This window comes from Nocardioides sp. (genome assembly GCF_016462705.1).
GTDB lineage: Bacteria > Actinomycetota > Actinomycetes > Propionibacteriales > Nocardioidaceae > Nocardioides.
Genome location: NZ_JAEMSS010000008.1, coordinates 21,034 through 43,883, shown reverse-complemented (window position 1 = coordinate 43,883; position 22,850 = coordinate 21,034). Strand labels below are relative to the sequence as shown.

At 72.0% G+C, this 22,850-nt stretch carries 21 protein-coding genes; 13 read left to right on the top strand and 8 right to left on the bottom strand.

Features of this window, described 5'->3' with window-relative positions; all coding sequences use genetic code 11:
- Positions 1-18 precede the first annotated feature (18 nt).
- Genes JHD21_RS02070 through JHD21_RS02045 form a run of 6 tightly spaced genes read left to right on the top strand, consistent with a single transcriptional unit; the run spans position 19 to position 7,560 of the window.
- Positions 19-3,711 (top strand): nitrate reductase subunit alpha, encoded by a 3,693-nt coding sequence (locus tag JHD21_RS02070; protein ID WP_292671264.1) that lies wholly within the window; start codon positions 19-21, stop codon positions 3,709-3,711.
- On the top strand, positions 3,711-5,381 hold the full coding sequence (gene narH / locus JHD21_RS02065) for a nitrate reductase subunit beta (protein ID WP_292671263.1): 1,671 nt from the start codon (positions 3,711-3,713) through the stop codon (positions 5,379-5,381). Before JHD21_RS02070 ends, narH begins: the two co-directional genes overlap by 1 nt.
- Positions 5,378-6,034, top strand: coding sequence for a nitrate reductase molybdenum cofactor assembly chaperone (gene narJ, locus JHD21_RS02060; protein ID WP_292671261.1), 657 nt, complete (start codon positions 5,378-5,380; stop codon positions 6,032-6,034). Before narH ends, narJ begins: the two co-directional genes overlap by 4 nt.
- Complete coding sequence (gene narI / locus JHD21_RS02055) at positions 6,034-6,762, top strand: respiratory nitrate reductase subunit gamma (protein WP_292671258.1); 729 nt, start codon at positions 6,034-6,036, stop codon at positions 6,760-6,762. Before narJ ends, narI begins: the two co-directional genes overlap by 1 nt.
- Before the next feature lie 5 nt (positions 6,763-6,767).
- Complete coding sequence (locus tag JHD21_RS02050) at positions 6,768-7,232, top strand: hemerythrin domain-containing protein (RefSeq protein ID WP_292671256.1); 465 nt, start codon at positions 6,768-6,770, stop codon at positions 7,230-7,232.
- A gap of 1 nt (position 7,233) precedes the next feature.
- On the top strand, positions 7,234-7,560 hold the full coding sequence (locus tag JHD21_RS02045; RefSeq protein ID WP_292671254.1) for a cupin domain-containing protein: 327 nt from the start codon (positions 7,234-7,236) through the stop codon (positions 7,558-7,560).
- A 400-nt stretch (positions 7,561-7,960) separates the two neighbouring features.
- On the opposite strand, the gene JHD21_RS02040 is transcribed toward JHD21_RS02045, so the two are convergent.
- Positions 7,961-10,630: a bifunctional GNAT family N-acetyltransferase/acetate--CoA ligase family protein gene (locus JHD21_RS02040; RefSeq protein WP_292671253.1), complete on the bottom strand. Its 2,670-nt coding sequence runs from the start codon at positions 10,628-10,630 to the stop codon at positions 7,961-7,963.
- 169 nt (positions 10,631-10,799) lie between these two features.
- Between JHD21_RS02040 and JHD21_RS02035 the strand changes: the two genes are divergently transcribed.
- The 3 genes from JHD21_RS02035 to JHD21_RS02025 all read left to right on the top strand — a co-directional run bounded on the left by JHD21_RS02035 (position 10,800) and on the right by JHD21_RS02025 (position 12,723).
- Complete coding sequence (locus tag JHD21_RS02035) at positions 10,800-11,690, top strand: universal stress protein (protein WP_292671251.1); 891 nt, start codon at positions 10,800-10,802, stop codon at positions 11,688-11,690.
- A gap of 136 nt (positions 11,691-11,826) precedes the next feature.
- The gene (locus tag JHD21_RS02030) at positions 11,827-12,414 is read left to right on the top strand and encodes a hypothetical protein (RefSeq protein ID WP_292671249.1); all 588 of its coding nucleotides are present in this window, start codon (positions 11,827-11,829) and stop codon (positions 12,412-12,414) included.
- Between the two features lie 153 nt (positions 12,415-12,567).
- Positions 12,568-12,723, top strand: coding sequence for a hypothetical protein (locus JHD21_RS02025; RefSeq protein ID WP_292671247.1), 156 nt, complete (start codon positions 12,568-12,570; stop codon positions 12,721-12,723).
- 5 nt (positions 12,724-12,728) lie between these two features.
- Here the strand turns inward: JHD21_RS02025 and JHD21_RS02020 are convergent, their stop codons facing one another.
- Positions 12,729-13,208 (bottom strand): pyridoxamine 5'-phosphate oxidase family protein, encoded by a 480-nt coding sequence (locus tag JHD21_RS02020; RefSeq protein WP_292671245.1) that lies wholly within the window; start codon positions 13,206-13,208, stop codon positions 12,729-12,731.
- A 48-nt stretch (positions 13,209-13,256) separates the two neighbouring features.
- On the opposite strand from JHD21_RS02020, the gene JHD21_RS02015 reads away from it, so the two are divergent.
- Both JHD21_RS02015 and JHD21_RS02010 read left to right on the top strand, forming a co-directional pair.
- Positions 13,257-13,811 (top strand): GNAT family protein, encoded by a 555-nt coding sequence (locus JHD21_RS02015; protein ID WP_292671243.1) that lies wholly within the window; start codon positions 13,257-13,259, stop codon positions 13,809-13,811.
- Positions 13,808-14,383, top strand: coding sequence for a GNAT family N-acetyltransferase (locus tag JHD21_RS02010; RefSeq protein WP_292671241.1), 576 nt, complete (start codon positions 13,808-13,810; stop codon positions 14,381-14,383). Before JHD21_RS02015 ends, JHD21_RS02010 begins: the two co-directional genes overlap by 4 nt.
- A 65-nt stretch (positions 14,384-14,448) precedes the next feature.
- Here the strand turns inward: JHD21_RS02010 and JHD21_RS02005 are convergent, their stop codons facing one another.
- The 5 genes from JHD21_RS02005 to JHD21_RS01985 form a co-directional block, all read right to left on the bottom strand.
- Positions 14,449-16,608 (bottom strand): MMPL family transporter, encoded by a 2,160-nt coding sequence (locus tag JHD21_RS02005; protein WP_292671239.1) that lies wholly within the window; start codon positions 16,606-16,608, stop codon positions 14,449-14,451.
- A complete protein-coding gene (locus JHD21_RS02000; RefSeq protein WP_292671237.1) occupies positions 16,605-16,880 on the bottom strand; it encodes a hypothetical protein in 276 nt (91 codons plus the stop codon). The genes JHD21_RS02005 and JHD21_RS02000 overlap by 4 nt, the downstream gene beginning before the upstream one ends.
- Positions 16,881-16,951: 71 nt before the next feature.
- Positions 16,952-19,687: a LuxR C-terminal-related transcriptional regulator gene (locus JHD21_RS01995; protein ID WP_292671235.1), complete on the bottom strand. Its 2,736-nt coding sequence runs from the start codon at positions 19,685-19,687 to the stop codon at positions 16,952-16,954.
- 32 nt (positions 19,688-19,719) lie between these two features.
- Positions 19,720-19,941, bottom strand: a complete 222-nt coding sequence (locus tag JHD21_RS01990; protein WP_292671233.1) for a hypothetical protein — start codon at positions 19,939-19,941, stop codon at positions 19,720-19,722.
- Positions 19,938-20,897 carry an NAD(P)/FAD-dependent oxidoreductase gene (locus tag JHD21_RS01985; RefSeq protein ID WP_292671232.1) on the bottom strand — a complete coding sequence of 320 codons (960 nt, stop codon included), beginning with the start codon at positions 20,895-20,897 and terminating at the stop codon, positions 19,938-19,940. Before JHD21_RS01985 ends, JHD21_RS01990 begins: the two co-directional genes overlap by 4 nt.
- A 76-nt stretch (positions 20,898-20,973) precedes the next feature.
- Here JHD21_RS01985 and JHD21_RS01980 point away from each other — a divergent pair, with 76 nt between their 5' ends.
- Entirely contained in the window at positions 20,974-21,543 is a 570-nt protein-coding gene (locus JHD21_RS01980; protein WP_292671230.1) for an XRE family transcriptional regulator, read from the top strand.
- 4 nt (positions 21,544-21,547) lie between these two features.
- Here JHD21_RS01980 and JHD21_RS01975 read toward each other — a convergent pair whose 3' ends face one another.
- Positions 21,548-21,943 (bottom strand): DUF4260 domain-containing protein, encoded by a 396-nt coding sequence (locus JHD21_RS01975; protein WP_292671228.1) that lies wholly within the window; start codon positions 21,941-21,943, stop codon positions 21,548-21,550.
- Positions 21,944-21,986: 43 nt separating this feature from the next.
- On the opposite strand from JHD21_RS01975, the gene JHD21_RS01970 reads away from it, so the two are divergent.
- The gene (locus tag JHD21_RS01970) at positions 21,987-22,850 is read left to right on the top strand and encodes a cyclase family protein (protein WP_292671226.1); all 864 of its coding nucleotides are present in this window, start codon (positions 21,987-21,989) and stop codon (positions 22,848-22,850) included.

The following is a 22,850-nucleotide window of genomic DNA, read 5'->3' as shown; positions in this document are numbered from 1 at the left end:
CACCGGAGGTTCCTCCTCGTGACGCCCGCCCGCCCTGGACTCGACGACTCGATCACCGACCTGCTGGTCGGGACCCGGCGCTACTTCACCAGGGCGGAGGTGAGCGACGACCGGCGCACCATGGTCAAGGCCGGCGGTCGCGGGGCCGACGCGTTCTACCGGGACCGGTGGAGCCACGACAAGGTCGTCCGCTCGACCCACGGCGTCAACTGCACGGGCTCCTGCTCGTGGAAGGTGTACGTCAAGGACGGGATCATCACCTGGGAGACCCAGCAGACCGACTACCCGTCGGTCGGCCCGGACAAGCCGGAGTACGAGCCCCGCGGGTGCCCGCGCGGCGCCGCCTTCTCCTGGTACACCTACTCCCCCACCCGGGTGCGCTACCCCTACGTGCGCGGCGTGCTCCTCCAGATGTACCGCGAGGCCAAGAGCCAGCACGACGGGGACCCGGTGCAGGCCTGGGCGCACATCGTCGACAACCCGCAGCGGGCCAAGGCCTACAAGGCCGCCCGCGGCAAGGGCGGCCTGGTCCGGGCCACGTGGGACGAGGCCACCGAGATGGTCGCCGCCGCCTACGTCCACACGATCCGGAAGTGGGGGCCCGACCGGGTCGCCGGCTTCTCCCCGATCCCCGCGATGTCCATGGTCTCGCACGCCTCCGGCGCCCGGTTCACCTCGCTGGTCGGCGGGTCGATGCTGTCCTTCTACGACTGGTACGCCGACCTGCCGGTCGCCTCACCGCAGGTCTTCGGGGACCAGACCGACGTCCCGGAGTCCGGCGACTGGTGGGACGCGGGCTACCTGATCATGTGGGGCTCCAACGTCCCGGTGACCCGCACGCCCGACGCGCACTGGATGACCGAGGCCCGCTACCGCGGCCAGAAGGTCGTGGTGGTCGCGCCCGACTACGCCGACAACGTGAAGTTCGCCGACGAGTGGCTGGCCATCGCGCCGGGAACCGACGGCGCGCTGGCCATGTCGATGGGCCACGTGATCCTCAAGGAGTTCTTCGTCGACCGGGAGACGCCCTACTTCGCCGACTACACCAAGAAGTACACCGACCTGCCCTACCTGGTCGCGCTCGACGAGGTGGCCGATGCACCCGGCACCTACCGGGCCGGCAAGTTCCTCACCGCCGCCGACCTCCCGGCGCACGCCGCCGAGGAGAACGCGCACTTCAAGACCGTGCTCCTCGACGCCCGGACCGACGAGCCGGTCGTGCCCAACGGCTCGCTCGGCGACCGGTTCGGGGACGCCGGCGTCGGCAGGTGGAACCTCGACCTCGGTGACGTCGACCCGTTGTTGAGCGTGCTCGGCGGCGAGACCGTCTCCCTCGAGCTGCCGCGCTTCGACGACGTCGACGGGACGCCGGGCTCGCTCGTCCGCGACGTGCCCGTGCGTCGGGTCGGTGACCGGCTGGTCACCACCGTGTTCGACCTGATGCTCGCCCAGTACGGCGTCGGCCGCGACGGGCTGGACGGCTACGCCACGTCGTACGCCGACGCGACCGCGCCCTACACGCCGGCCTGGCAGGAGGCCATCACCGGCGTCCCGGGGTCCGCCGCCGCCCGGATCGCCCGGGAGTTCGCGCAGAACGCCGAGGAGTCCCAGGGCCGCTCGATGATCCTGATGGGGGCGGGCACCAACCACTGGTTCCACTCCGACACCATCTACCGCGGCTTCCTCGGGCTGACGACGCTCACCGGCTGCCAGGGCGTCAACGGCGGCGGCTGGGCGCACTACGTCGGCCAGGAGAAGTGCCGGCCGGTCACCGGCTGGGCGCAGCTCGCCTTCGGGCTGGACTGGAGCCGGCCGCCGCGCCAGATGATCCACACGGCGTACTGGTACCTCCACACCGACCAGTTCCGCTACGACACCTTCGGCGCCGACACCGTCTCGGCCAAGACCGGCAGCGGGCTGCTGGACGGCATGAGCACCGCCGACGTGATCGCGAAGAGCGCGCGGATGGGCTGGATGCCGTCCTACCCGACGTTCGACCGCAACCCCCTCGACCTCGCCGACGAGGCCGGCGCCGCCGGGAAGCCGGTGGCCGAGCACGTCGTCGACCAGCTCAAGTCGGGCGACCTGCGGTTCGCGGCCGAGGACCCGGACTCGCCGGAGAACTTCCCGCGGGTGCTGGCGATCTGGCGGGCCAACCTGCTCGGCTCGTCCGGCAAGGGCAACGAGTACTTCCTCAAGCACCTGCTCGGCACCGACAGCTCGCTGCGGGCGACCGAGGCGTCGGAGAGCCAGCGGCCGCAGGAGGTGGACTGGCACGACGGTGCGCCCGAGGGCAAGCTCGACCTGCTGCTCACGCTCGACTTCCGCCAGACCAGCACCACGATCTTCAGCGACGTCGTGCTGCCGGCGGCCACGTGGTACGAGAAGCACGACCTCAACACCACGGATATGCACCCGTTCATCCACTCGTTCAACCCGGCGATCGCGCCGCCGTGGCAGACCCGCACCGACTGGGACGCGTGGCAGACGATCGCCACGAAGTTCAGCGAGCTCGCCGCCGGCCGGCTGGACACCCGCACGGACGTCGTCGCCGTGCCGCTGCTGCACGACACCCCGGACGCGATGGCCAACCCGCACGGCGTGGTCCGGGACTGGAAGCACGGCGAGTGCGAGCCGGTCCCCGGCGTCACGATGCCCAAGATCGTCGAGGTCGAGCGTGACTACACGGCCGTCGGCGCCAAGATGCAGGCGCTCGGGCCGCTGCTGGAGAAGCTCGGCACCACGACCAAGGGCGTCACCTACGACGTCACGAAGGCCGTCGACTACCTGCTTCACAAGAACGGGCCGGTGCGCGGCGGAGCGGCCGACGGGCGACCGTCCCTGGTGCGGGACATCCACGCCTGCGAGATGATCCTGGCCCTGTCCGGCACGACCAACGGCGCGCTCGCCACCCAGGGCTTCAAGACCCTGGAGAAGCGGACCGGGCACCTGCTGCACGACCTGGCGGCCGAGCACGAGGGCAAGCAGATCACCTTCGCCGACACGGTGGCCGCGCCGGTCCCGGTCATCACGTCCCCCGAGTGGTCCGGGTCCGAGACCGGCGGTCGCCGCTACTCGCCGTTCACCATCAACGTGGAGCGGCTCAAGCCCTGGCACACGCTGACCGGGCGCCAGCACTTCTACCTCGACCACGACTGGATGACCGAGCTCGGCGAGGGCCTGCCGGTCTACCGGCCGCCGCTCAACATGGGGGCGCTGTTCAGCGAGCCGGACATCGGCTCGATGGGCGAGCTGGGGGTGACCGTGCGCTACCTGACCCCGCACAACAAGTGGTCGATCCACTCGGAGTACCAGGACAACCTGTTCATGCTGTCGCTCTCCCGCGGCGGCCAGACGATCTGGATGAGTGACAAGGACGCCGCCAAGGTCGGCGTCGAGGACAACGACTGGATCGAGGCCGTCAACCGCAACGGCGTCGTCGTGGCCCGGGCGATCGTCTCGCACCGGATGCCGGAGGGGACCGTCTACATGCACCACGCCCAGGACCGGCTCATCGACGTGCCGATCGCGGAGACCTCGGGAAAGCGGGGCGGGATCCACAACTCGCTGACCCGGATCCTGGTCAAGCCCAGCCACGTGATCGGCGGCTACGCGCAGCTGTCCTTCGCCTTCAACTACCTCGGCCCGACCGGAAACCAGCGCGACGAAGTGACCGTCATCCGCAAGCGCTCGCAGGACGTGACCTACTGATGAAGGTCATGGCCCAGATGGCGATGGTGATGAACCTCGACAAGTGCATCGGGTGCCACACCTGCTCGGTCACCTGCAAGCAGGCGTGGACCAACCGGACCGGCACCGAGTACGTCTGGTTCAACAACGTCGAGACCCGGCCCGGCCAGGGCTACCCCCGGCGCTACGAGGACCAGGAGGAGTGGAAGGGCGGCTGGACGATCAACAAGCGCGGCCGGCTGGCGCTCAAGGGCGGCGGGCGGCTCCGCAAGCTCTTCACGATCTTCTCCAACCCCAAGATGCCGAAGATCCAGGACTACTACGAGCCCTGGACCTACGACTACGCGACGCTCACCGACGCTCCCGCGCAGGAGCACACGCCGGTCGCCAGGCCGAAGTCGCTGCTCACCGGCAAGGACATGAAGATCACCTGGTCGTCCAACTGGGACGACAACCTCGGTGGCTCCGCGGCCACCCTGGAGCACGACCCGATGCTGAAGAAGATCTCGGACAAGGTGAAGTTCGAGTTCGAAGAGACCTTCATGTTCTACCTGCCGCGGATCTGCGAGCACTGCCTGAACCCGTCCTGCGCGGCGTCCTGCCCGAGCGGTGCGATCTACAAGCGCGCCGAGGACGGCATCGTGCTGGTGGACCAGGACCGGTGCCGCGGCTGGCGGATGTGCATCTCCGGCTGCCCCTACAAGAAGGTCTACTTCAACCACCGCACCGGCAAGGCCGAGAAGTGCACGTTCTGCTTCCCGCGGATCGAGGTGGGCCTGCCGACCGTCTGCTCGGAGACCTGCGTCGGCCGGCTGCGCTACATCGGGCTGATGCTGTACGACGCCGACAAGGTCCTCGAGGCCGCCTCCACCACCGACGAGCACGGTCTCTACGAGGCCCAGCGCGAGGTGTTCCTGGACCCGAACGACCCGGAGGTGCAGCGCGCGGCCGAGGCGGCCGGCATCCCGCGCGACTGGGTGCAGGCCGCCCAGCGCTCGCCGATCTACGCCCTGATCAACCGGTTCAAGGTCGCGCTGCCGCTGCACCCGGAGTACCGCACGATGCCGATGGTCTGGTACATCCCGCCGCTGTCGCCCGTGGTCGACGTCGTCAAGGACACGGGCTACGACGCCGAGGACAAGGGCAACCTGTTCGCCGCCATCGACGCGCTCCGGATCCCGATCGAGTACCTCGCCGAGCTGTTCACGGCCGGTGACGTCGCGCCGGTCGACCGGGTGCTGAAGAAGCTGGCCGCGATGCGCTCCTACATGCGCGACATCAACATGGGTCGCGACCCCGACCCGTCGATCCCGGCCGCGGTCGGGATGACGGAGGAGGAGATGTACGACATGTACCGGCTCCTCGCCATCGCGAAGTACGACGAGCGCTACGTCATCCCGCCCGCGCACGCCGAGCAGGCGCACTCGCTCGAGGAGCTGGCCACGGAGTGCTCGGTCTCGGAGTACGGCGGCGGCAACCCGGAGATCTTCGGCGAGGGGTCGGGCGGCCTCACGCCCATCGCGGTCGAGAACTTCCAGATGCTGCAGGACCGGCAGACCGCCGACTCGGTGGCGTCGCCGGCCGACAAGTCCTCCCGGGTCAACCTGCTCAACTGGGACGGCAAGGGCAGCCCGAGCGGGCTGTTCCCGCCCCGTCAGGACGAGCCCAGGGACGAGGAGGGGACACCGTGAACCGGCGCTCGCTCACCACGGCCTGGCAGGCGGCCTCACTGCTGCTCGGCTACCCGGACGAGGACCTGCTGCGGCGTCTCGACGCCATCGAACGGGCGACCGACGGGCTGCCCGACCGGCTCGGCGGGCCGCTGCGCGCATGCGTGGCGCACCTGCGGGAGACGCCGCTGGTCGAGCTGGAGGCGGACTACGTCGACACCTTCGACACCCGGCGGCGGCACAACCTCTTCCTCACCTACTTCGCGCACGGCGACACCCGCAAACGAGGCATGGCCCTGCTCCGCTTCAAGCAGACCTACGTGGCCTCGGGGCTCGAGCTGACCGACACCGAGCTGCCCGACCACCTCTGCGTGGTGCTCGAGTACGCAGCCACCTACGACGCCGAGCAGGGGCGCCAGCTGCTGCTCGACCACCGGGCGGGCCTCGAGCTGCTCCGGATCGCCCTCGCCGAGGCCGGGTCCCGGTGGGCGGGGGCGATCGAGGCCGTGACCGCCACGCTGCCGCCGTTGCGGGGCGACGAGTGGGAGGCCATCCGCCGGCTGGCGGCCGACGGGCCACCCGAGGAGGAGGTCGGCCTCACGCCGTACTCCGCCGGACCCACGTCGCTGCCGATGCCGTCGTTCCCCGCGCCGTCCGTGGGAGGAGTCCGCTGATGGACGTGTTCCTGTGGGTGATCGTCCCCTACCTCTGCCTGGCGACCTTTGTGGTCGGGCACTTCTGGCGCTACCGCTACGACAAGTTCGGCTGGACCACCCGGTCCTCGCAGCTCTACGAGGACCGGATGCTGCGGATCGGCAGCCCGCTGTTCCACTTCGGGATGCTCGGTGTCGTGGGCGGCCACGTCATCGGCCTGCTGATCCCGCGCGGCTGGACCGAGGCGGTCGGGATGGACGACCACCTCTACCACTACGTCGCGGTGATCGGCGGGCTGCTGGCCGGCATCGCGGCGACGGTGGGGCTGGTCATCCTGATCTACCGGCGCCGCACCGTCGGCCCGGTCTTCTCGGCCACGACCGCGATGGACAAGGTCATGTACCTGTTCCTCGGCGCGGCGATCGTGCTGGGCATGTGGAACACCATCGCCGGCTCGATCTTCACCCTGGGTGGCGAGTACAACTACCGCGAGGGTGTCTCGGTCTGGTACCGCTCCTTCCTCGCCTTCAACCCCGACCCCGAGCTGATGGCCGACGCGCCGATCGGGTTCCAGCTGCACGCGCTGGTCGCCTTCGGCCTGTTCGCGCTGTGGCCGTTCACCCGGCTGGTGCACGTATTCTCGGCACCCGTCGGCTACCTGACCCGTCCCTACATCGTCTACCGCTCCCGCGACGACGACCAGCTCGGCTCGCACAAACCGCGCCGCGGCTGGGACCGGGTGGGCTGACCGCCGTGTGCGAGCACTGCGGCTGTCGCCAGGTGGCCCCCATCGCCGAGCTGATGGACGAGCACACCGCGCTGCTCGACGAGGCCTACGAGGTGCGCAAGGCGCTCGGTGGCGGCGAGCCGGTCCGGGCGATGGAGCTGCTCCGAACGCTGGTGGGCCACCTCGACCAGCACGTCCGCCGCGAGGAGACGGGGATCTTCCCGGCGATGCGCGAGACCGGGGAGTTCCTGGAGGAGGTCGACGAGCTGGAGGGCGAGCACCGCGACCTCGACGCGGCCCTCGAGCGGCTCGACCCGCACGCCCCGGACTTCGCCCAGCGGGTCACCGACCTGCTGCACACGCTCGACCTGCACGTCCAGCGCGAGAACCTGGGCGTGTTCCCGGTCGCGATCGTGACCCTGGGCGCTGACGGCTGGAACACCATCGACCGGGCGCACGCCGCCACCCCGACGTTCCTCGGAAGGAACTGACATGGAGCCCCTCTCGCTCGACGAGCTCATCACCGACCTGTTCGCCCGCGCCCAGGACGGACAGGCGGGACGCGCCGCGCACAACCTCCTGGCCGGGCGGGAGCACCCGCTCAGCCAGACCGTCATCGCGATCCTCGCCGGCCACGGGCTCGCCGAGCACGAGAGCCCCGGCGAGGCCACCCTCCAGCTGCTGCGCGGCCGGGTCCGGTTCACCGCCGGTGACTCCTCGTGCGAGCTGGGTGCCGGCGACTTCCTGCCGATCCCGCGGGAGCGGCACTCGGTCGACGCGCTCGAGGACTCGGTGCTGTTGCTCAGCGTGGTGAAGTAGCCGGGCGTTCCTGTGCTGGCCGTGGTGCCCGCGCGCCCGTCTGCGTTGTGGTGGTCCGGCCCTCGCGTGCGGATCCCACGCACCTGGTGGATGCAGATCGCACGCTTGGGGGTTCGCCGCGGCGGCATCTGGTCGCGACACAGTTAGCGTCGCCCACGTGGGGGCTGAGCCTGGAGCTGTGGCTGCCTGGGGTGAACTGTGTCGCGAGCCCGGTTGGCGGCCGCGCATGCGGCGGCGCGGGCGGAGCCCGCGTCGTTGAGCGCGCCGCCTACCAGCCCGACAGAGGCTCGCGGTCAAGGATCGACGAAGTCGACCGCGCAGCGGCGGAGCGGAGCGACGTCCTTGACGGCGAGCGTCGGGCTGGTACGCGCGCGGCCGCCACCACAGCCCGAAGACCGCCTCAGCCCAGCGGCCGCAGCTGCCGAGGCGCGGTCGGGTCGGGACCGACGGGCGCGGACAGCCGCATCTTGACGTCGACCACGGCGTAGCCGTCGGGGCTGACCATGACCGGGTTGAGGTCGAGCTCGGCGAGCTCCCGGACGTCGGCGGCGAGCCGGCCGACGGCGAGGACCAGCCGCTCCAGTGACGCGACGTCGGCGGGCGCCGAACCCCGGTAGCCCTCGAGGAGCGGCCAGATGCGCAGGCTGCGCACCGCCCGCGACGCGTCGGCGTGGGAGAGCGGCGGCACCAGGAAGACCCGGTCGTCCCACACGTCGGTCGCGACGCCGCCGGCGGCGACCATCACGAGCGGACCGAGTGCGGGGTCGCGGACGACGCCGAGCGCGACCTCCACGCCGGAGGCCATCGGCTGCACCAGGACCGGCGGCACGGTGCCGAGCTCGGCGGCGAAGTCGGCCACCGCGGCGGCGACCTGCATGTCGCCGCTGACGCCGATCCGGACCAGGCCCCGGTCGGTCTTGTGCACGACCTCCGGGTCGGCGACCTTCATCGCCACCGGGTAGCCCATCCGCGTGGCGGCCTCGACGGCCGCCTCGGCGCCGACGACGGTCTCCCCCATCGCCGCGATGCCGTAGTCGGCGAGCAGGGCGGCGGCCTGCTCGGGGGGCAGCCAGCCGTCCTTGTCGGCCTCGAGGAGCAGGTCGGCGGCGCGCCGCTGGACGGTACGCCGGAGCTCGGCGTCAGTGGGGTCGCCGGCCTCGCGGGGCGCGGCCAGCCACTCGGCGTACCGCACCACCCGGCTGAGCGCCCGCACCGCGGACGCGGTCGTGCGGTAGGTCGTGACCGGGGCACCGTCGGACGCCGGCACCTGCAGGCCGCCGAGGGGCACCATGACGACCGGCAGGTCCGGGTGGTCGGCGCGGGCCCTCAGCATCGCGCGCAGCGACTCCGTGCCGTCGGTGACGCCGGTCGCGACCGGGACCAGGAGCAGTGCGTCGACCTCGCCCGAGGAGAGCATCACGTCGACGAGACCGGACATCGCCTCCGGAGATGCGCCGGCGCCGGCGTCGATCGGGTTGGCGGTGCCGGTGGTGCCCTGGACGAGGGCGGCGATCCGGGCCTGGAGGTCGGCGGACAGCTCCGGGACCTCGAGGCCGAGCTGGTCGGCGGCGTCGGCGGCGAGGACACCCATGCCGCCGGCGTTGGACACGATGCCGAGCCGCCGGCCCTGCGGCAGCGGCTGCTCGGCGAGCAGCAGCGCGGTGCGGGCCAGCTCCTCGGCGTCGAGGCACTCGATGACGCCGGACTGGGCGAACAGCGCGGACACACCGACCGCCGGCGACGCGGCCGAGGCGGTGTGCGACGCGCCGGCGCGCTTGCCGCCGGACGAGCGGCCGCCGACGACCGCCAGCAGCGGCTTGCGCTCGGCGAAGGTGCGGGCGAACCGGCCGAACTTCACCGCGTTGCCGAACGACTCCAGGTAGAGCGCCGCGGCGGTGACGTCCGGGTCGTCGTACCAGGCGGCCAGGAGGTCGTTGCTGGAGACGTCGGCCTTGTTGCCGAGGGAGACGAAGGTCCGGACCCCCAGCCCGACCTCGCGAGCGAGGTCCAGCATCACGATCCCGACGCCGCCGGACTGGCTGGCGATCGCCAGTCCTCCCGACGGCGGGATCGACTCCTGGAAGGTCGCATTGAGTCGGACGTCGGGGGCGTTGAGGAGCAGACCCAGGCAGTTGGGCCCGATCATCCGGATGCCGAGCGACCTGGCCGTCGCGGCCAGTGACCGTTGCCGCGAGACCCCGTCGCCGCCGAGCTCGCTGAAGCCCGAGGACACGACCACGGCTGCCCGCGCGCCGGCCGCGGCGGCCTGCCGCAGGACGTCGTCAGCGGCGGTGGCCGGGACGCAGAGCACCACCAGGTCGACCGGGCCGGGTACGTCGGCCATCGTCGGGAAGGCCTTGACGCCGACGATCTCGGCGGCGCGCGGGTGGACCGCGACGACCTGGCCCTGGAAACCGCCCGACCGGATCGCGCGCAGCACGGTCGCGCCGATGCCGGTCTCGTCGGAGCGAGCCCCGACCACCGCGACCGAGCGTGGTCGCAGCATCGGCGCCAGGGAGGCCGCTTCGGCGCGGAACTCGCGCTGGTCGGCCCGGGCGAGCAGGTCGGCACCGGCCTCGGTGGTCAGGCCGACCACGACGGTCGACCCGTCCGAGGCACGGGTGACGGACAGGCCCGACTCCTTGAAGACGGCGAGCATCGCGCGGTTCTCGCTCAGCACGTCGGCCTCGAGGTGGGTGAAGCCGCGGTCGCGGGTCAGTCCGGCGAGGTGCTCGAGCAGCAGCGTGCCGACGCCCTGGCCACGGGTCTCGTCGGCGACGAGGAACGCGACCTCGCAGGTGGTCTCGTTGATCGGCTCCGCGGTGCCGAGCCCGACCAGCTCGCCGCGCACCTCGGCGACGAGCGCCAGGCTGCCCTCCCGACGCAGGAGGTGGTCGACGTAGTCGTGGGCGGCCTGGCGCGAGGGCGCGAAGAACCGCATCCGGATGGCATCGTCGGAGACCCGGTCGTGCAGAGCGTGGAGGTTGGCGGCGTCCTCGGGCCCGAGCGGGCGCAGCACGGCGAGGGTGCCGTCGGCCAGGAGGACGTCGGCGGGGGCCAGGCTGCTCACAGGTCCGGCTCGTCGGTCTTCGGCATGACCCAAGTCTGTGCCGACGGGTCCATGCCAAGCAGGGTACTTGGTCCCTCGCCCAGGGGTCCCCGGGCCGTTCTGCGGTCGAACAGCGGCGTCAACGCTGGAGTCACAGGCATGCAGCCACCCTGACTCGACAGGAGACGTCATGAACCAGCCCGAGCACGCGATCGTCGTCGGCGTCCCCGCCGAGAACGGCGAGGCGGCGCTGACCTTCGCCATCGAGGAGGCTCGCCGTTCCGGGTCGCCGGTGCATGTCGTGCACGTGCTGCAGGTCCCCGCCGGAGAGCCGTACGCCGGGGTCTACGACGGCGCGAGGGCCGAGGCCGACGCGGTGCTCGAGGCGGCCACGGCCCGCGCCCGCGAGCTGGCCGGTGGCGGTGTCCCGGTCACCAGCGAGCTCACCGGCTCCGGGTCCATCGTGGGTGAGCTGGTCAGGCGGTCGGCGACCGCACGGATGGTCGTGGTGGAGCACCGCGACCTCGGCCGCCTGCGCCGGCTGTTCACCGGGTCGAGGAGCAACGGTGTGGCCTCCCGCGCACAGTCCGCCGTGGTGACGGTGCCCGCGAGCTGGCGACCCACCCAGACCCGCACCCCGGTCGTGACGGCGGCGGTGCAGCACGTGGACGAGGCCGACGACGTCCTGCGCACGGCGTTCGAGGAGGCCCGCGAGCGCGGTGCTGACCTGGTGGTCCTGCACGCGTGGTGGCTGGCCAACGGCTACGACGACGTCGTGGTCGACCAGGCCTTCCTGGACGAGCGGGAGTCACTGTTCCTCACTGACCTCGCCCCGGCACTGGAGCGGCTGTGGGCGCGCTACCCGATGGTCGACACGAGGGTGGAGGTCCGGCACGGGCCCCCGGTGGAGGCCGTGCTCGACGCCGCCGACCGGTCGGACCTGCTCGTGATCGGGCGCCGGCACCACCTGCTGCCCCTCGGCAGCCACCTCGGCCCCGTCTCCCGGGCGGTCATCGGGCGCAGCCCCGTGCCCGTCCTGATGACCCCCGAGCCCGAGTCCGTGCTGGTCACGGTGCCGTGACCGGCCGGCGCGACGCCCAGACGTCGGGACTTAGGTCACCCACAGGAGGTGTCGCACGGCACTGAACCTCGACCGACCGGGCACTCAGGCTGGAGCCACTAGACCAGAGCACCTCACAGAACAGGAGGTCATGGAGATGACCACCATCCACACCCCGCACTTCTCGCAAGCGGCCGTAGAGGACCAGGTCGTGACGCCGTTCGCGGCCCGCGCCCTGGCCGCAGTTCGCATCGCCTTCGGTCTCACGTTCCTGTGGGCCTTCTTCGACAAGCTGCTCGCCCTCGGGTTCTCGACCGGGCGCACCGTCGACCCCGCCACCGGCGCCGAGACCGTCGACCGCTTCGGCGACGCGGCCTGGATCAACGACGGCAGCCCGACCCTGGGCTTCCTGAAGTTCGGTGCGGATGGTCCCTTCAAGGGCTTCTACAACGACATCGCGGGCACCCACGTCGCCAACTGGCTGTTCATGCTCGGCCTGCTCGGCATCGGCGTCGCGCTGACCCTCGGCATCGGGATGCGGATCGGCACCGCCGCCGGCGCCCTCATGTACGTCCTGATGTGGACCGTCGTGCTGCCCCCGGAGAACAACCCGGTGCTGGACGACCACATCCTCGGCGCGCTGACCCTGATCGCCCTCGGCGCCCTGCACGCCGGCAACACCTGGGGCCTCGGGCGGGTCTGGGCGGCGACCGACCTCGTCAAGTCCAACCCCATCCTGCGGTAACCCCCTACCGCGAACCACCAGGCCCCGGACGCCAGCGTCCGGGGCCTGGCGCGTTCGTTAGCGCCACCGGGAATCGGGCACAGCAGAGGTGGGGGAACGAGAACGACGCGGTCGGGCCTACGGCTCGGCGGTGCCCTGGGGAGGGACAGCACGATGTGGGAGACCACGACCAGCGACGACGACGCAGAGCCCCTGACGCACGAGATGCCGTGCCCGCGCTGCGGGCACCCCCCGCACCTCTACCTCGCCTGCGGAGACGACTGCCCGTGCGAGCCGGACGGCATGCCCGGCGACCGGCTGACCGGCTGACCGGGTCAGAGGTCAGCCGTGCCCGTGTCGGTGTCGTAGGTGTCGCCGGTGACCTTCGTCTTGACGAAGCTGATCAGCGACGCGACCCGGCCGCCCGGGCTGTCCCAGTACTCACCGCCGGCGAGGTCGACGCGGATGAGCGCGGCGTTGTCGTCGTCCGGCCCCCCGGGCAGCCACGCCTCGGCGAAGGTGTTCCACAGCTCCTCGAGCTTGGCGTGGTCGTCCACCAGCGTCGCCGTGCCGTGGACCGAGACCCAGGAGTCCCGGCTCGAGAAGGTCAGGCCCACCTGCGGACGGGCCTGGAGGTTGCGCACGTGCTCGGTGTCACGGGCGGTGATGAACCACAGCTCGGCGGACGGGTCCACCTCCTGGCGCGCCATCGGCACCGCCTGGAAGGTCCCGTTGTCGCGGGTCGTGGTGAGCATCGCGACGTACATGTCGCGCATGAGCTCGAGCAGCTTGGCCTGGTCGTCAGTGTCGGTCACCCGCCGCCGGTACCCGCCCGGCCCCGGCTCCATCTACGCTCCCCCACCATGGACGACGACGTCTTCTTCTCGACCGAGCGGCTGACGGTGCGCGCCATGCGGCCCTCCGACGTCGAGGCCTTCGTCGGCTACCGGTCCGACCCGGACGTCGCGCGCTACCAGAGCTGGGAGGACTACACCCTCGAGCAGGGTGTCGCCCTCGTCGCGGACATGCAGACGCTGCGGCTCGGCGTCCCCGGCGAGTGGTACCAGCTCGCCCTCGTGGACGACGCCGGCCACCTGGTCGGTGACCTCGCCGCGTGCGTCAGCGCGGACGAGCCCCGGCAGCTGGAGGTCGGGTTCACGCTCGCGCCGGAGCACCAGGGCCAGGGCTACGCGACCGAGGCGCTCCGCGGCCTCCTCTCCTACGTCTTCGGCGAGCTGGGGGTCCACCGGGTCGTCGCCATCACCGATGCCCGCAACGACGCCGCGGCCGCCCTCCTCACCAGGGTCGGCTTCCGCAAGGAGGCGCACTTCCACGACAACGTGTTCTTCAAGGGCGCGTGGGGCAGCGAGTTCCTCTTCGCGGTCCTCGCTTCCGAGTGGCCCGGCGAGGCGGCATGACCGTCGAGGTCCGCCCGGCGCACGGCTTCCCGGACGTCGCGGCCGTCCTGGGCCCGAAGAAGAACCCCGATGCCAGCGTCTGCTGGTGCCTCAGCCACCGCGTCGACTCGGCCACCAACAAGTCGCTGGTCGGCAGGGCCCGCGGTGAGTACGTCGAGGAGCTGTGCCGCCGGAAGGTGCCCCCGGGCGTCCTCGCCTACGAGGACGGGGCGGTCGCCGGCTGGGCCGGGATCGCCCCGCGCGCCGGGCTCCCGGTGGCCCGCTCGACCAAGATCGACGCCGTCGACGACCTCCCGGTCTGGAACATCTTCTGCGTCCGGGTCCAGCCCGGCTTCCGCGGCCGCGGCATCTCCCACGCCCTGGTCGCCGGCGCCGTCGACCTCGCCCGCTCGCAGGGAGCACCGGCGGTGGAGGCGATCCCGGTCGACAACAAGGGGGCCAAGGTCGACCTCACGATGGCCTTCGTCGGGACCAGGGCGCTGTTCGAGAGCGCCGGATTCACCAAGGTCGCGGACACCCGGTCGGTGAGCGGCGGGTTCCCGCGGGTCGTGATGCGCCTGCCGCTGTCCTAGCCCGACCGGACGCAGACGATCCGGGCCGCCTGGTGGCCCGGATCGTCCGCGTTGCTGTCGTCGGCTCAGCGGGCGACGAGCTCCTGACGCCGTACGCCGTCGAGCGGGGCCGCGACCGGGTCGGACTCGACCGTGACCCTGGGCAGCACCCGGTCGAGCCAGGCGGGCAGCCACCAGTTGGCGTTGCCGAGCAGGGCCATCGTGGCGGGGACCAGGACCATCCGGACGATCGTGGCGTCCACCAGGATCGCCGTGGCGAGACCGAGGCCCAGCATCTTCAGCGACGGCACCGGGCTGGCGACGAAGCTGAGGAACACCACGATCATGATCAGCGCCGCCGAGGTGATGACCCGTCCGGTGCCGGCCAGCCCGCGGGCCACCGACTCGACGTTGTCGCCGGTCCGCTCGAGCTCCTCGCGGACCCGGGACAGAAGGAACACCTCGTAGTCCATCGACAGCCCGAACAGGATCGGGAACATCAGCACGATGATGATCGAGGTGATCGGGGTCGGGCCCTCCAGCCCGATCAGGCTGCCGCCCCAGCCCCACTGGAAGACCGCGACCAGGACGCCGTACGCCGCCCCGATGGACAGCAGGTTCATCGCCGCAGCCTTGAGCGGCACGACGACCGACCGGAACACCATCGTCAGCAGCAGGAACGAGATGGCGATGACGACACCCATGAACAGCGGGAGCTTGTCCCTGAGCTGGGTGTTGACGTCGTCGGTGACCGCGGTGATGCCGGAGACGTAGACGTTGCCGGGGATCAGGTCACGGACCTGGTCGATGGCCAGCGAGGTGTCGAGGTCGGCGGGCCCGGTGGTGGGCAGCGCCTGGAACACCGCGGTCCGGCCGTCCGCCGAGACCTGCGGCTCGGTCACCGACGCGATCCGCGGGAGGGCGTCGATGTCCGCGGTCAGCCCGTCGAGGCCGTCCGCACCCACACCCGGGGCGTCCAGGTCGGCGACGACCAGCAGCGGCCCGTTGAAGCCCACCCCGAAGCCCTCGGTGAGGAGGTCGTAGGCCTGCCGGTGCGTGGTGCCGGCGGGAGCGTCCCCGGCCGCGGGGAAGGCGGTCTGCAGCCACAGCGTGGGCGTGGCGATGGCGAGCAGCGCGACGACGGACCCGAGCAGGTAGGGCCACGGGCGGGCGGACACCCGGTGCCCGAAGCGCCACCACGCGGTGTCCTGGGGCTGCGTGGCCGGGCGGTGCCGGCGGACGACCTTGCCCCTGTCGATCCGGTCGCCCAGCAGGGTGAGCACGGCGGGGAGCAGGGTGGTCGCCGCGGCGACGGCGAAGAGCACCATCATCGCGGTGGAGAGGCCGATCGAGGTGAGGACGCCCAGCCCGGTGAGGGCCAGCGCCGAGGTCGCGATGACCACCGTGCCGCCGGCGAACACCACGGCGGACCCCGATGACGCCATCGCGTCGGACAGCGCGCTCTGGTTGGCCTGACCCGACGCGCGGTTGTCGCGGTAGCGGGCCACGATGAACAGTGCGTAGTCGACGCCGACGCCCAGGCCCACGAGGCCCGCGACCGGGATGGCCGAGGCCGACACCTCCATCGAGCCGGCCAGGAGGGTGATGCCGCCGATGCCGGCGCCCACGCCGACGATCGACAACCCGATAGGCACGACCGCGGACACCAGGGTCCCGAACACCACGACCAGCACGAGCAGGGCGACCAGCAGGCCGATCCCCACGTGGCCGGTGTCGTCCTCGGCCTTGAGGAAGACCGCGTCTCCGCCGAGCTCGACCTGCAGCCCGTCCACCTCGACGCCGGAGACCGCCTCGGAGATCACCGTCATCTCGGGCTTCTCGATCTCGCGCACCGGCACGTCGAGGGTGACCAGCGCGTAGCCGATCCGGCCGTCCGCCGACACGGTGCGGTCCGCGAACGGGTCGCCCACCGACTGCACGTGGGTCAGCCCGGCGACGTCGGCCAGGACGTCGGAGATGTCGGCGGCGTGCGACTCCAGCGTCTCGCCGTCCTCCGCCGCGAGGACGACCATGGCCGTGGCCTTGGCCGCCTCGGGGAAGCTCTCCTCGAGCATGGCCCGTGCCTGCCCGCTCTGGCTGTCGGGGACCGAGAAGTCCTCGGAGAAGGTGCCTCCCCCGGCTCCGGCGAGGAAGAAGATGCCGCCCAGGAGGAGGGCCCAGGAGGCGATGGTGCGCCACGGGTGCCGCGCACTGGTCATCGCGATGCGACGGGTGAACCTGTTCATGGTCGTGCCTTTCGGGGTGAGGGTGGAGGTGGCTGGTCCGCGTCGAGGCGGACGACCGAGACGAGGGGCAGCCCGATGTCCCGCACCTTGTGCAGGAGCCCGTGGAGCGCCGACTGGTCGACGACGTCACCGCGGATCACCGTGGTGCCGTCGGCGTCGTTGGTGACGGCCATGCCGTCGAACCAGCCCGCCCAGCGGGGGTCGAGGTGTCCCGTGAGCCGGATCTCGTAGCGCCCGGGACCGTGGTCGGCACCGCTCGACATCTCGCTCATGGCGCTGAAGCTAGGAACGGATGTGGTGAGTGCGGATCACCAGGTGTGGTGAGCGAGGTGGTGAACCGGCTCTAGAGGTCGAGCTCCTCGGCCCGGCGGACCGCGGCCCGACGGCTGTTGACGCCGAGCTTGGCGTAGATGTTCTTGGTGTGCGTGCGCACCGTGTTGAGCGAGACCACGAGCCGGCGGGCGATCTCCGGTCCGCTGAGGTCGGTCGCGAGCAGGCGCAGCACGTCGCGCTCGCGCTCGCTCAGCGGCTCGACCGGGTCGCCGCTGCGCGGACGACGCGAGCTCGGTGCCGTAGCGCCCTGCCCGGCCAGCAGCCGGTGCAGGTACGCCGGCCCGTGACCGCTCGCCGCCGCGGCGCGCAGCAGCGAGGCCATCGGCTCGCCCTCGTCCACGAAGACCTGCACGTGGCCCTCCGGCTCCGCCAGCTCGAGCGCCCGGGACACCGCGGCCAGGGCGGTGCGCGGGTCGCCCTGCCGCTGCGCGACGAGCGCCCGGAGGACGAGGACCTCGATCACGGCACCGGTCCGGCCACCGGACTGGGCCGCCTCCTGGAGCCGGTCCAGCAGACCGGCCGCCTCGTCCAGTCGGTCCTCGACGAGCAGCGCTCGGGCCAGCGTGACGTGCTCGAACTCGCGAAGGTAGGAGAGCTCGTCGTCCGGCGCCAGGCCCTCTCTCCGCGCCCAGGAGCGGACGTCGTCGAGACGACCCTGCTTGACCCACACCCGGGCCTTCCGGGCGGGCACGGGCCGCACCCGTGGCGAGAAGTCCCCGACGTACAGCCGCTCGGCCTCGTCGAGCAGCTCGAGGGCGCCGTCGAGGTCGCCCTCGGCCTCGAGGAGGCGGGCCATGGCCACACGGGACCGGTAGCGGTTCTGCGGCAGACCGAGATGCTCCCCGAGCTCCCGGCAGCGCAGCAGCGCGGCGTGGGCGGCGCCGAGGTCACCGCGCTCGAAGTGGACGCCGCTGATGCCGACGTACATGTCGGCGCTCCCGCGCGGGGCGGGTCCGCCCTGGGCCGCGGCCAGGGCGAGCGCGCTCTCATAGGTGCCCATGGCCTCGTCGAGCCGGCCGAAGGCGACGCAGAGGTCTCCGACCGTGATCGCGATCCCCATGACGTCCGCGACGTGACCGGCCCGCTCGAACGTGGTCAGGCACGAGACGTAGGCCGCATAGGTGGTGGCGAGGTCACCGGTGCCCCAGGACGCCAGACCGATGAGGGCGGTGGCGGCGCCCAGGCCGACGACGTCGTCCTCGTCGAGGACCTCGAGCGCCCGGCGGGCGTGGAGCACGGTGGCGGGTCCGTCACCGAGCGCCAGGGCCAGGCCGGCCCGGTAGATCGAGACCCACGTCGGCAGCCAGGCGAACTCCTGCTCGTTGACCACCACCAGCTCCGGCGGTCGTTCGCCCTGGCGTCCGGCGTCGTCGAAGACCAGGTCGCGCCATCGTTCGGCGTCCCGCAGCCTCCGCTCCACCCCCTCGACCTCGGCGGTGGAGAGCAGGGAGCCGGCGGCGGCGATGCACAGCACGGGGCGGACCCGGATGACGTCCTCGGGCAGGGCCTCGAGCCAGCTGCGGAGCAACGCGTCCTGACGGTCCCGGCGGACCGCGGCCAGGGTCCGCTCCACCAGGTCCGCGGCCTGTTGGACGTCGCCGCCCGCCATCGCGTGGCGGATGGCCTCGGCGGGCTCGCCGTTGTCGGCGTACCACCGGCTGGCCGCCGCGTGCAGGTCCGGCAGCAGCTCCGGGTGCTCGTCCATCAGCCGCGCCTGCAGGACGTCGGCGAACAGGTGGTGGTAGCGGTACCACCGGCGCTGGTCGTCGAGCGGGACCAGGAACAGGTTGCCGCGCTCGAGCGCCTGCAGCATCGCCTTGCCGCCGGTGGAGCCGGCGACCGCGTCGCAGAGAGGACCACTCATCCGGGTGAGCACCGAGGTGCGGAGCAGGAAGTCCTGCACCGGCTGGGGCTGCCGCTGCACGACCTCCTCCACCAGGTAGTCGACGACGTAGCGGTCGTCACCGGCGAACCCGGCGATGAAGTCCCCCGCGTCGGCGCGACCCTGCATCGACAGCGCGGCGAGCTGGAGCGCGGCGATCCAGCCCTCGGTGCGTCCCTCGAGGGCGGCGACGTCCGGGGCGGTGAGCTGCAGGCCCATCGCGTCGTTGAGGTAGGCCGCTGCCTCCTCGGCCGTGAACCGCAGGTCGGCGGCCCGCACCTCCACGAGCTCGCCGCCCGCCCGCAACCTGGCCAGCGGCAGCGGCGGGTCGGCCCGACTGGAGATCACCAGGTGCAGCTGCGGTGGGAGGTGGTCGAGCAGGAACCCCATCGCGTCGTGCACCTCGCGCGACTCGATCACGTGGTAGTCGTCCAGGACCAGCACCACGTCGCCGTCGACGGTGCCGAGGTCGTTGATCAGCGTGGTCAGCACCGCCTCGACCGGCAGCGCCTGCGGCGACTGCAGCAGCTCGAGGGCGCTGGCGCCCATGTCGGGGACGAGCGAGCGGAGTCCCGCGATGACGTAGGTCCAGAAGTGCGCCGGGTCGTTGTCGCCGGCGTCCAGCGAGAGCCAGGCGGCCGTACGCCGACCGCCGTCCGCCGACGAGGCGGCCAGCCACTCGGTGAGCAGCGTGGTCTTGCCGAAGCCCGCCGGGGCCGAGACGAGCACCAGGGTGGCCCGGGTCGCGCGGTCCAGGCGCTCCCGCAGCCGCGGTCGCGACACCTGGCCCGGACGCGGTCGAGGGACGTAGAGCTTCGTCTCGAGCACGGTGACGGGGATGACGGGCTGCGGCTGCGCGCGCATGGTGGGACGCACTCTAGGTCGAAGGGCCCGCCTCAGGCGCGCGCGAGCAGCCGGGCGCGGAGCCGGTGCAGCCGTGGCATCAGCCCGTAGATGACGATCGGAACCGCGATGGTGGCGAGGACGAACGTCCTCGGCACCGTGGACAGGCCGTCCAGTGCGTCCTCCAGGGCCAGGTTGAGGCCGACCAGGGTCGGCACCACGGCGACCCAGATCATCAGGGCGAGCTGGTGCTTGGTGGGTGGCGGGACGGTCATGTCGTTGCTCCTTGTTCCGTGGTTGCGTACGTGAGGGCATGGCGGACGTCCTCGTCCACCAGGTCGTTGTTGAGGGCGATGGCGGCGGCGGATCCCTCTCCAGCGGCGGTGATCACCTGCGCGCGGGGGTTGGCGACGTTGCCGGCAGCCCAGACCCCGGGGACTGTGGTCGCGCCCGTGGGGTCGACGACCGGCCACCCGTCGTCGCCGGTCGCGCAGCCGAGCCCGACGAGCAGGTCGCTGTGGGGGACGAAGCGGGGCCGGACGAAGACGGCCCGCCGGGCGACGACGGAGCCGTCGTCGAGCTCGACTCCTCGCAGCTCGTCGTCCTCGACCACGAGCCGGCGCACCGGCCGGTCGTCGACGACGATGCCGCGGGCGCTGAGCTGCTGGCGCTCCTCCGCGGTCGGCGTGCTGCCGTGGGTGAACAGGACGACGTCGGGTGACCACTGCCGGACCAGCAGCGCGTGCTGGACCGGGCCGCTCCCCTGCCCGAGCACGCCGAGCGGCTCGTCGCGCACCTCGTGGCCGTGGCAGTAGGGGCAGTGCAGCAGGTCGCGGCCCCAGCGGTCCCAGGCCCCGGCCACGTCGGGGATCTCGTCGCGGAGGCCGGTCGCCACGATGACGCGACGGGTGGCGAGCGTCGTGCCGCTCGCCAGCCGGACGTCGAAGCGAGGTCCCTCGTGCCGCACCACCCCGGACACCGTGTCCTCGACCAGGTGTCCGCCGTAGCGCGTCACCTCCGCCCGTCCCATCTCGACCAGCTCAGCGGGTGGTAGTCCGTCGCGCGAGAGGAAGCCCTGCATGTGCGCGGCGGGCGCGTTGCGCGGCCGGCCGCCGTCCACCACGGCCACCCGCCGGCGGGCCCGGGTCAGGACCAGTGCCGCGGACAGGCCGGCGGCGCCGCCGCCCACCACGATCGCGTCGTACTCGTTGTCGCTCTCGGTGTCGCTCATGGTCCCAGGCTGGACCCGTCCAGAATCGCCAGCAACGTCTGTTGCCATTCCTGGGAATCGCGGGTGGACTGCCGGGATGGACACCACCCCCATCGCGGCGGCCCTCGACCAGGTCGGTCCGCGCCTGCGGCGGATCCGCGCCGAGCGCGGCGTCACCCTGACCGACCTGTCAGAGCAGACCGGCATCTCCAAGAGCACGCTGTCGCGACTGGAGAACGGCCAGCGCCGGCCCAGCCTCGAGCTGCTCCTCCCGCTCGCCCAGGCGCACCGGGTGCCGCTCGACGACCTCGTCGGCGCACCCGAGGTCGGCGACCCTCGCATCCGGCTCAAGCCCCGGCGGGTCAAGGGGCGCACCGTTGTTCCGCTGACCAGGCAGCCCGGGGCCATGCAGGCCTGGAAGATCGTCATCCCGGCGACCCAGTCGAAGCCCGACCCGCGTGTCCACGACGGGTACGAGTGGCTCTACGTCCTCTCCGGCCGGATGCGGCTGGTCCTTGGGGACCGGGACCTCGTGCTCGAGACCGGAGAGGTCGTGGAGTTCGACACCGCGCTCCCCCACTGGTTCGGCAGCACCGGCGCCGGCGGGGCCGAGGTGCTCAGCATCTTCGGCCGCCCCGGCGAGCGGATGCACGTGCGGGAGACCTGAGTTCTCAGGCCCGCCCGATCCGGCCGAGGTGCGTGTCCTGGAAGCCGGTCCCGTACTTGAGCCCGTAGCCGAGCGCCCGGTCCATCCCGATGTGGGCGAACCACACCAGGGCGACGCCCTGCCACAGCGGCTCGTCCGCGGCGAGGGCGAGCGCACCGAGCATCGCCGGCACCGGGTAGCTGTGCGCCAGGTTGTAGGTCCACGCGCCGACCCGGGACGAGGCGGCGTACCCGGCCATGAACACGTCCGGCACGAACAGCAGCAGGGGCACCAGCCACCACGGCTCGTCGAGCCCGGCGAAGTACGCCGCGAGCGCGGCGGCCAGGAGGACGACTCCCTCGGTCTGGAGGATGCGGCGCGGGATGCCCGCAACGCCAGGCGCGTCGGACACGACAGTCATGCGCGACATGGTGGCAGGCCACGGGTCGAGTACCGTCCCGCGAATGACCCGCTGGGGAGCTGACGACGAGCGCGGCGCGCTCAACCTGCAGACACCGGGGACGGTGCTCGACGGTGTGGGCGCGGCCCGGAGCGGCCGGGTCTACAGCCTGGGTCTGCCGGTGCAGCGGTCCGGTGTGCCGCACGTGGCGCACCGGCCCACGCCCCAGCGCCTGACGCTGACCTCGGACAGCGACGCAGGGATGTTCGCCGCGTTCGGCGCCGCACCGGGCACCGGGTCGCACGAGGACGTCGTCGTCCTCCCGACGCACGAGGCCACCCACATGGACGCGCTGGGCCACGTCTACGCCGGCGACGTGCTCTACAACGGGTTCCCGCACGACGCCGCGTCGACCTACGACGGCCTGCAGCGCTGCGGCATCGACAAGTCCGGCCCGATCGTGGCCCGCGGCGTCCTGCTCGACGTCGTCGCTGCGCTCGGCGAGCTGGCACCGGGCTACGTGATCACGCCTGCCGACCTCGCGGTCTGCCTCGAGCGGCAGCAGGTCTCGCTCTCACCGGGCTCCGTCGCCGTGGTCCGCACCGGCTGGCTCGAGCGCTTCGACCCGGTCGCCGGGCTGACGTACGAGCAACCCGGCCTCGGCGTCGAGGCCGCCCGCTTCCTCGGCGACCACGACGTGATCGCGGTCGGCGCCGACAACACGGCGGTCGAGGCGATGCCGTTCGACGGCGGCGGGTTCATGCCGGTCCACGTCGAGCTCCTCGTGCGACGAGGCATCTACCTGCTCGAGCACCTCGTCGTCGAACAGCTCGCGCGCGACCAGGTTCACGAGTTCCTGCTGGTGTGCGCTCCCCTGCCGATCACGGGAGCGTCCGGCTCTCCGGTCTGCCCGGTGGCGATCGCCTGA

Excerpts from the sequence above, each read along its gene's own strand:
- JHD21_RS01995 (WP_292671235.1), bottom strand. The coding sequence starts at position 19,687 with ATGCGCGCGCAGCCGCAGCCCGTCATCCCCGTCACCGTGCTCGAGACG.
- narI (WP_292671258.1), top strand. The coding sequence starts at position 6,034 with ATGGACGTGTTCCTGTGGGTGATCGTCCCCTACCTCTGCCTGGCGACC.
- JHD21_RS02000 (WP_292671237.1), bottom strand. The coding sequence starts at position 16,880 with ATGAGCGAGATGTCGAGCGGTGCCGACCACGGTCCCGGGCGCTACGAG.
- narH (WP_292671263.1), top strand. The coding sequence starts at position 3,711 with ATGAAGGTCATGGCCCAGATGGCGATGGTGATGAACCTCGACAAGTGC.
- JHD21_RS01975 (WP_292671228.1), bottom strand. The coding sequence starts at position 21,943 with ATGACTGTCGTGTCCGACGCGCCTGGCGTTGCGGGCATCCCGCGCCGC.
- JHD21_RS01980 (WP_292671230.1), top strand. The coding sequence starts at position 20,974 with ATGGACACCACCCCCATCGCGGCGGCCCTCGACCAGGTCGGTCCGCGC.
- JHD21_RS02030 (WP_292671249.1), top strand. The coding sequence starts at position 11,827 with ATGACCACCATCCACACCCCGCACTTCTCGCAAGCGGCCGTAGAGGAC.
- JHD21_RS02010 (WP_292671241.1), top strand. The coding sequence starts at position 13,808 with ATGACCGTCGAGGTCCGCCCGGCGCACGGCTTCCCGGACGTCGCGGCC.
- JHD21_RS01970 (WP_292671226.1), top strand. The coding sequence starts at position 21,987 with ATGACCCGCTGGGGAGCTGACGACGAGCGCGGCGCGCTCAACCTGCAG.
- JHD21_RS02045 (WP_292671254.1), top strand. The coding sequence starts at position 7,234 with ATGGAGCCCCTCTCGCTCGACGAGCTCATCACCGACCTGTTCGCCCGC.
- JHD21_RS01990 (WP_292671233.1), bottom strand. The coding sequence starts at position 19,941 with ATGACCGTCCCGCCACCCACCAAGCACCAGCTCGCCCTGATGATCTGG.
- JHD21_RS02035 (WP_292671251.1), top strand. The coding sequence starts at position 10,800 with ATGAACCAGCCCGAGCACGCGATCGTCGTCGGCGTCCCCGCCGAGAAC.
- JHD21_RS02025 (WP_292671247.1), top strand. The coding sequence starts at position 12,568 with ATGTGGGAGACCACGACCAGCGACGACGACGCAGAGCCCCTGACGCAC.
- JHD21_RS02005 (WP_292671239.1), bottom strand. The coding sequence starts at position 16,608 with ATGAACAGGTTCACCCGTCGCATCGCGATGACCAGTGCGCGGCACCCG.
- JHD21_RS01985 (WP_292671232.1), bottom strand. The coding sequence starts at position 20,897 with ATGAGCGACACCGAGAGCGACAACGAGTACGACGCGATCGTGGTGGGC.
- JHD21_RS02015 (WP_292671243.1), top strand. The coding sequence starts at position 13,257 with ATGGACGACGACGTCTTCTTCTCGACCGAGCGGCTGACGGTGCGCGCC.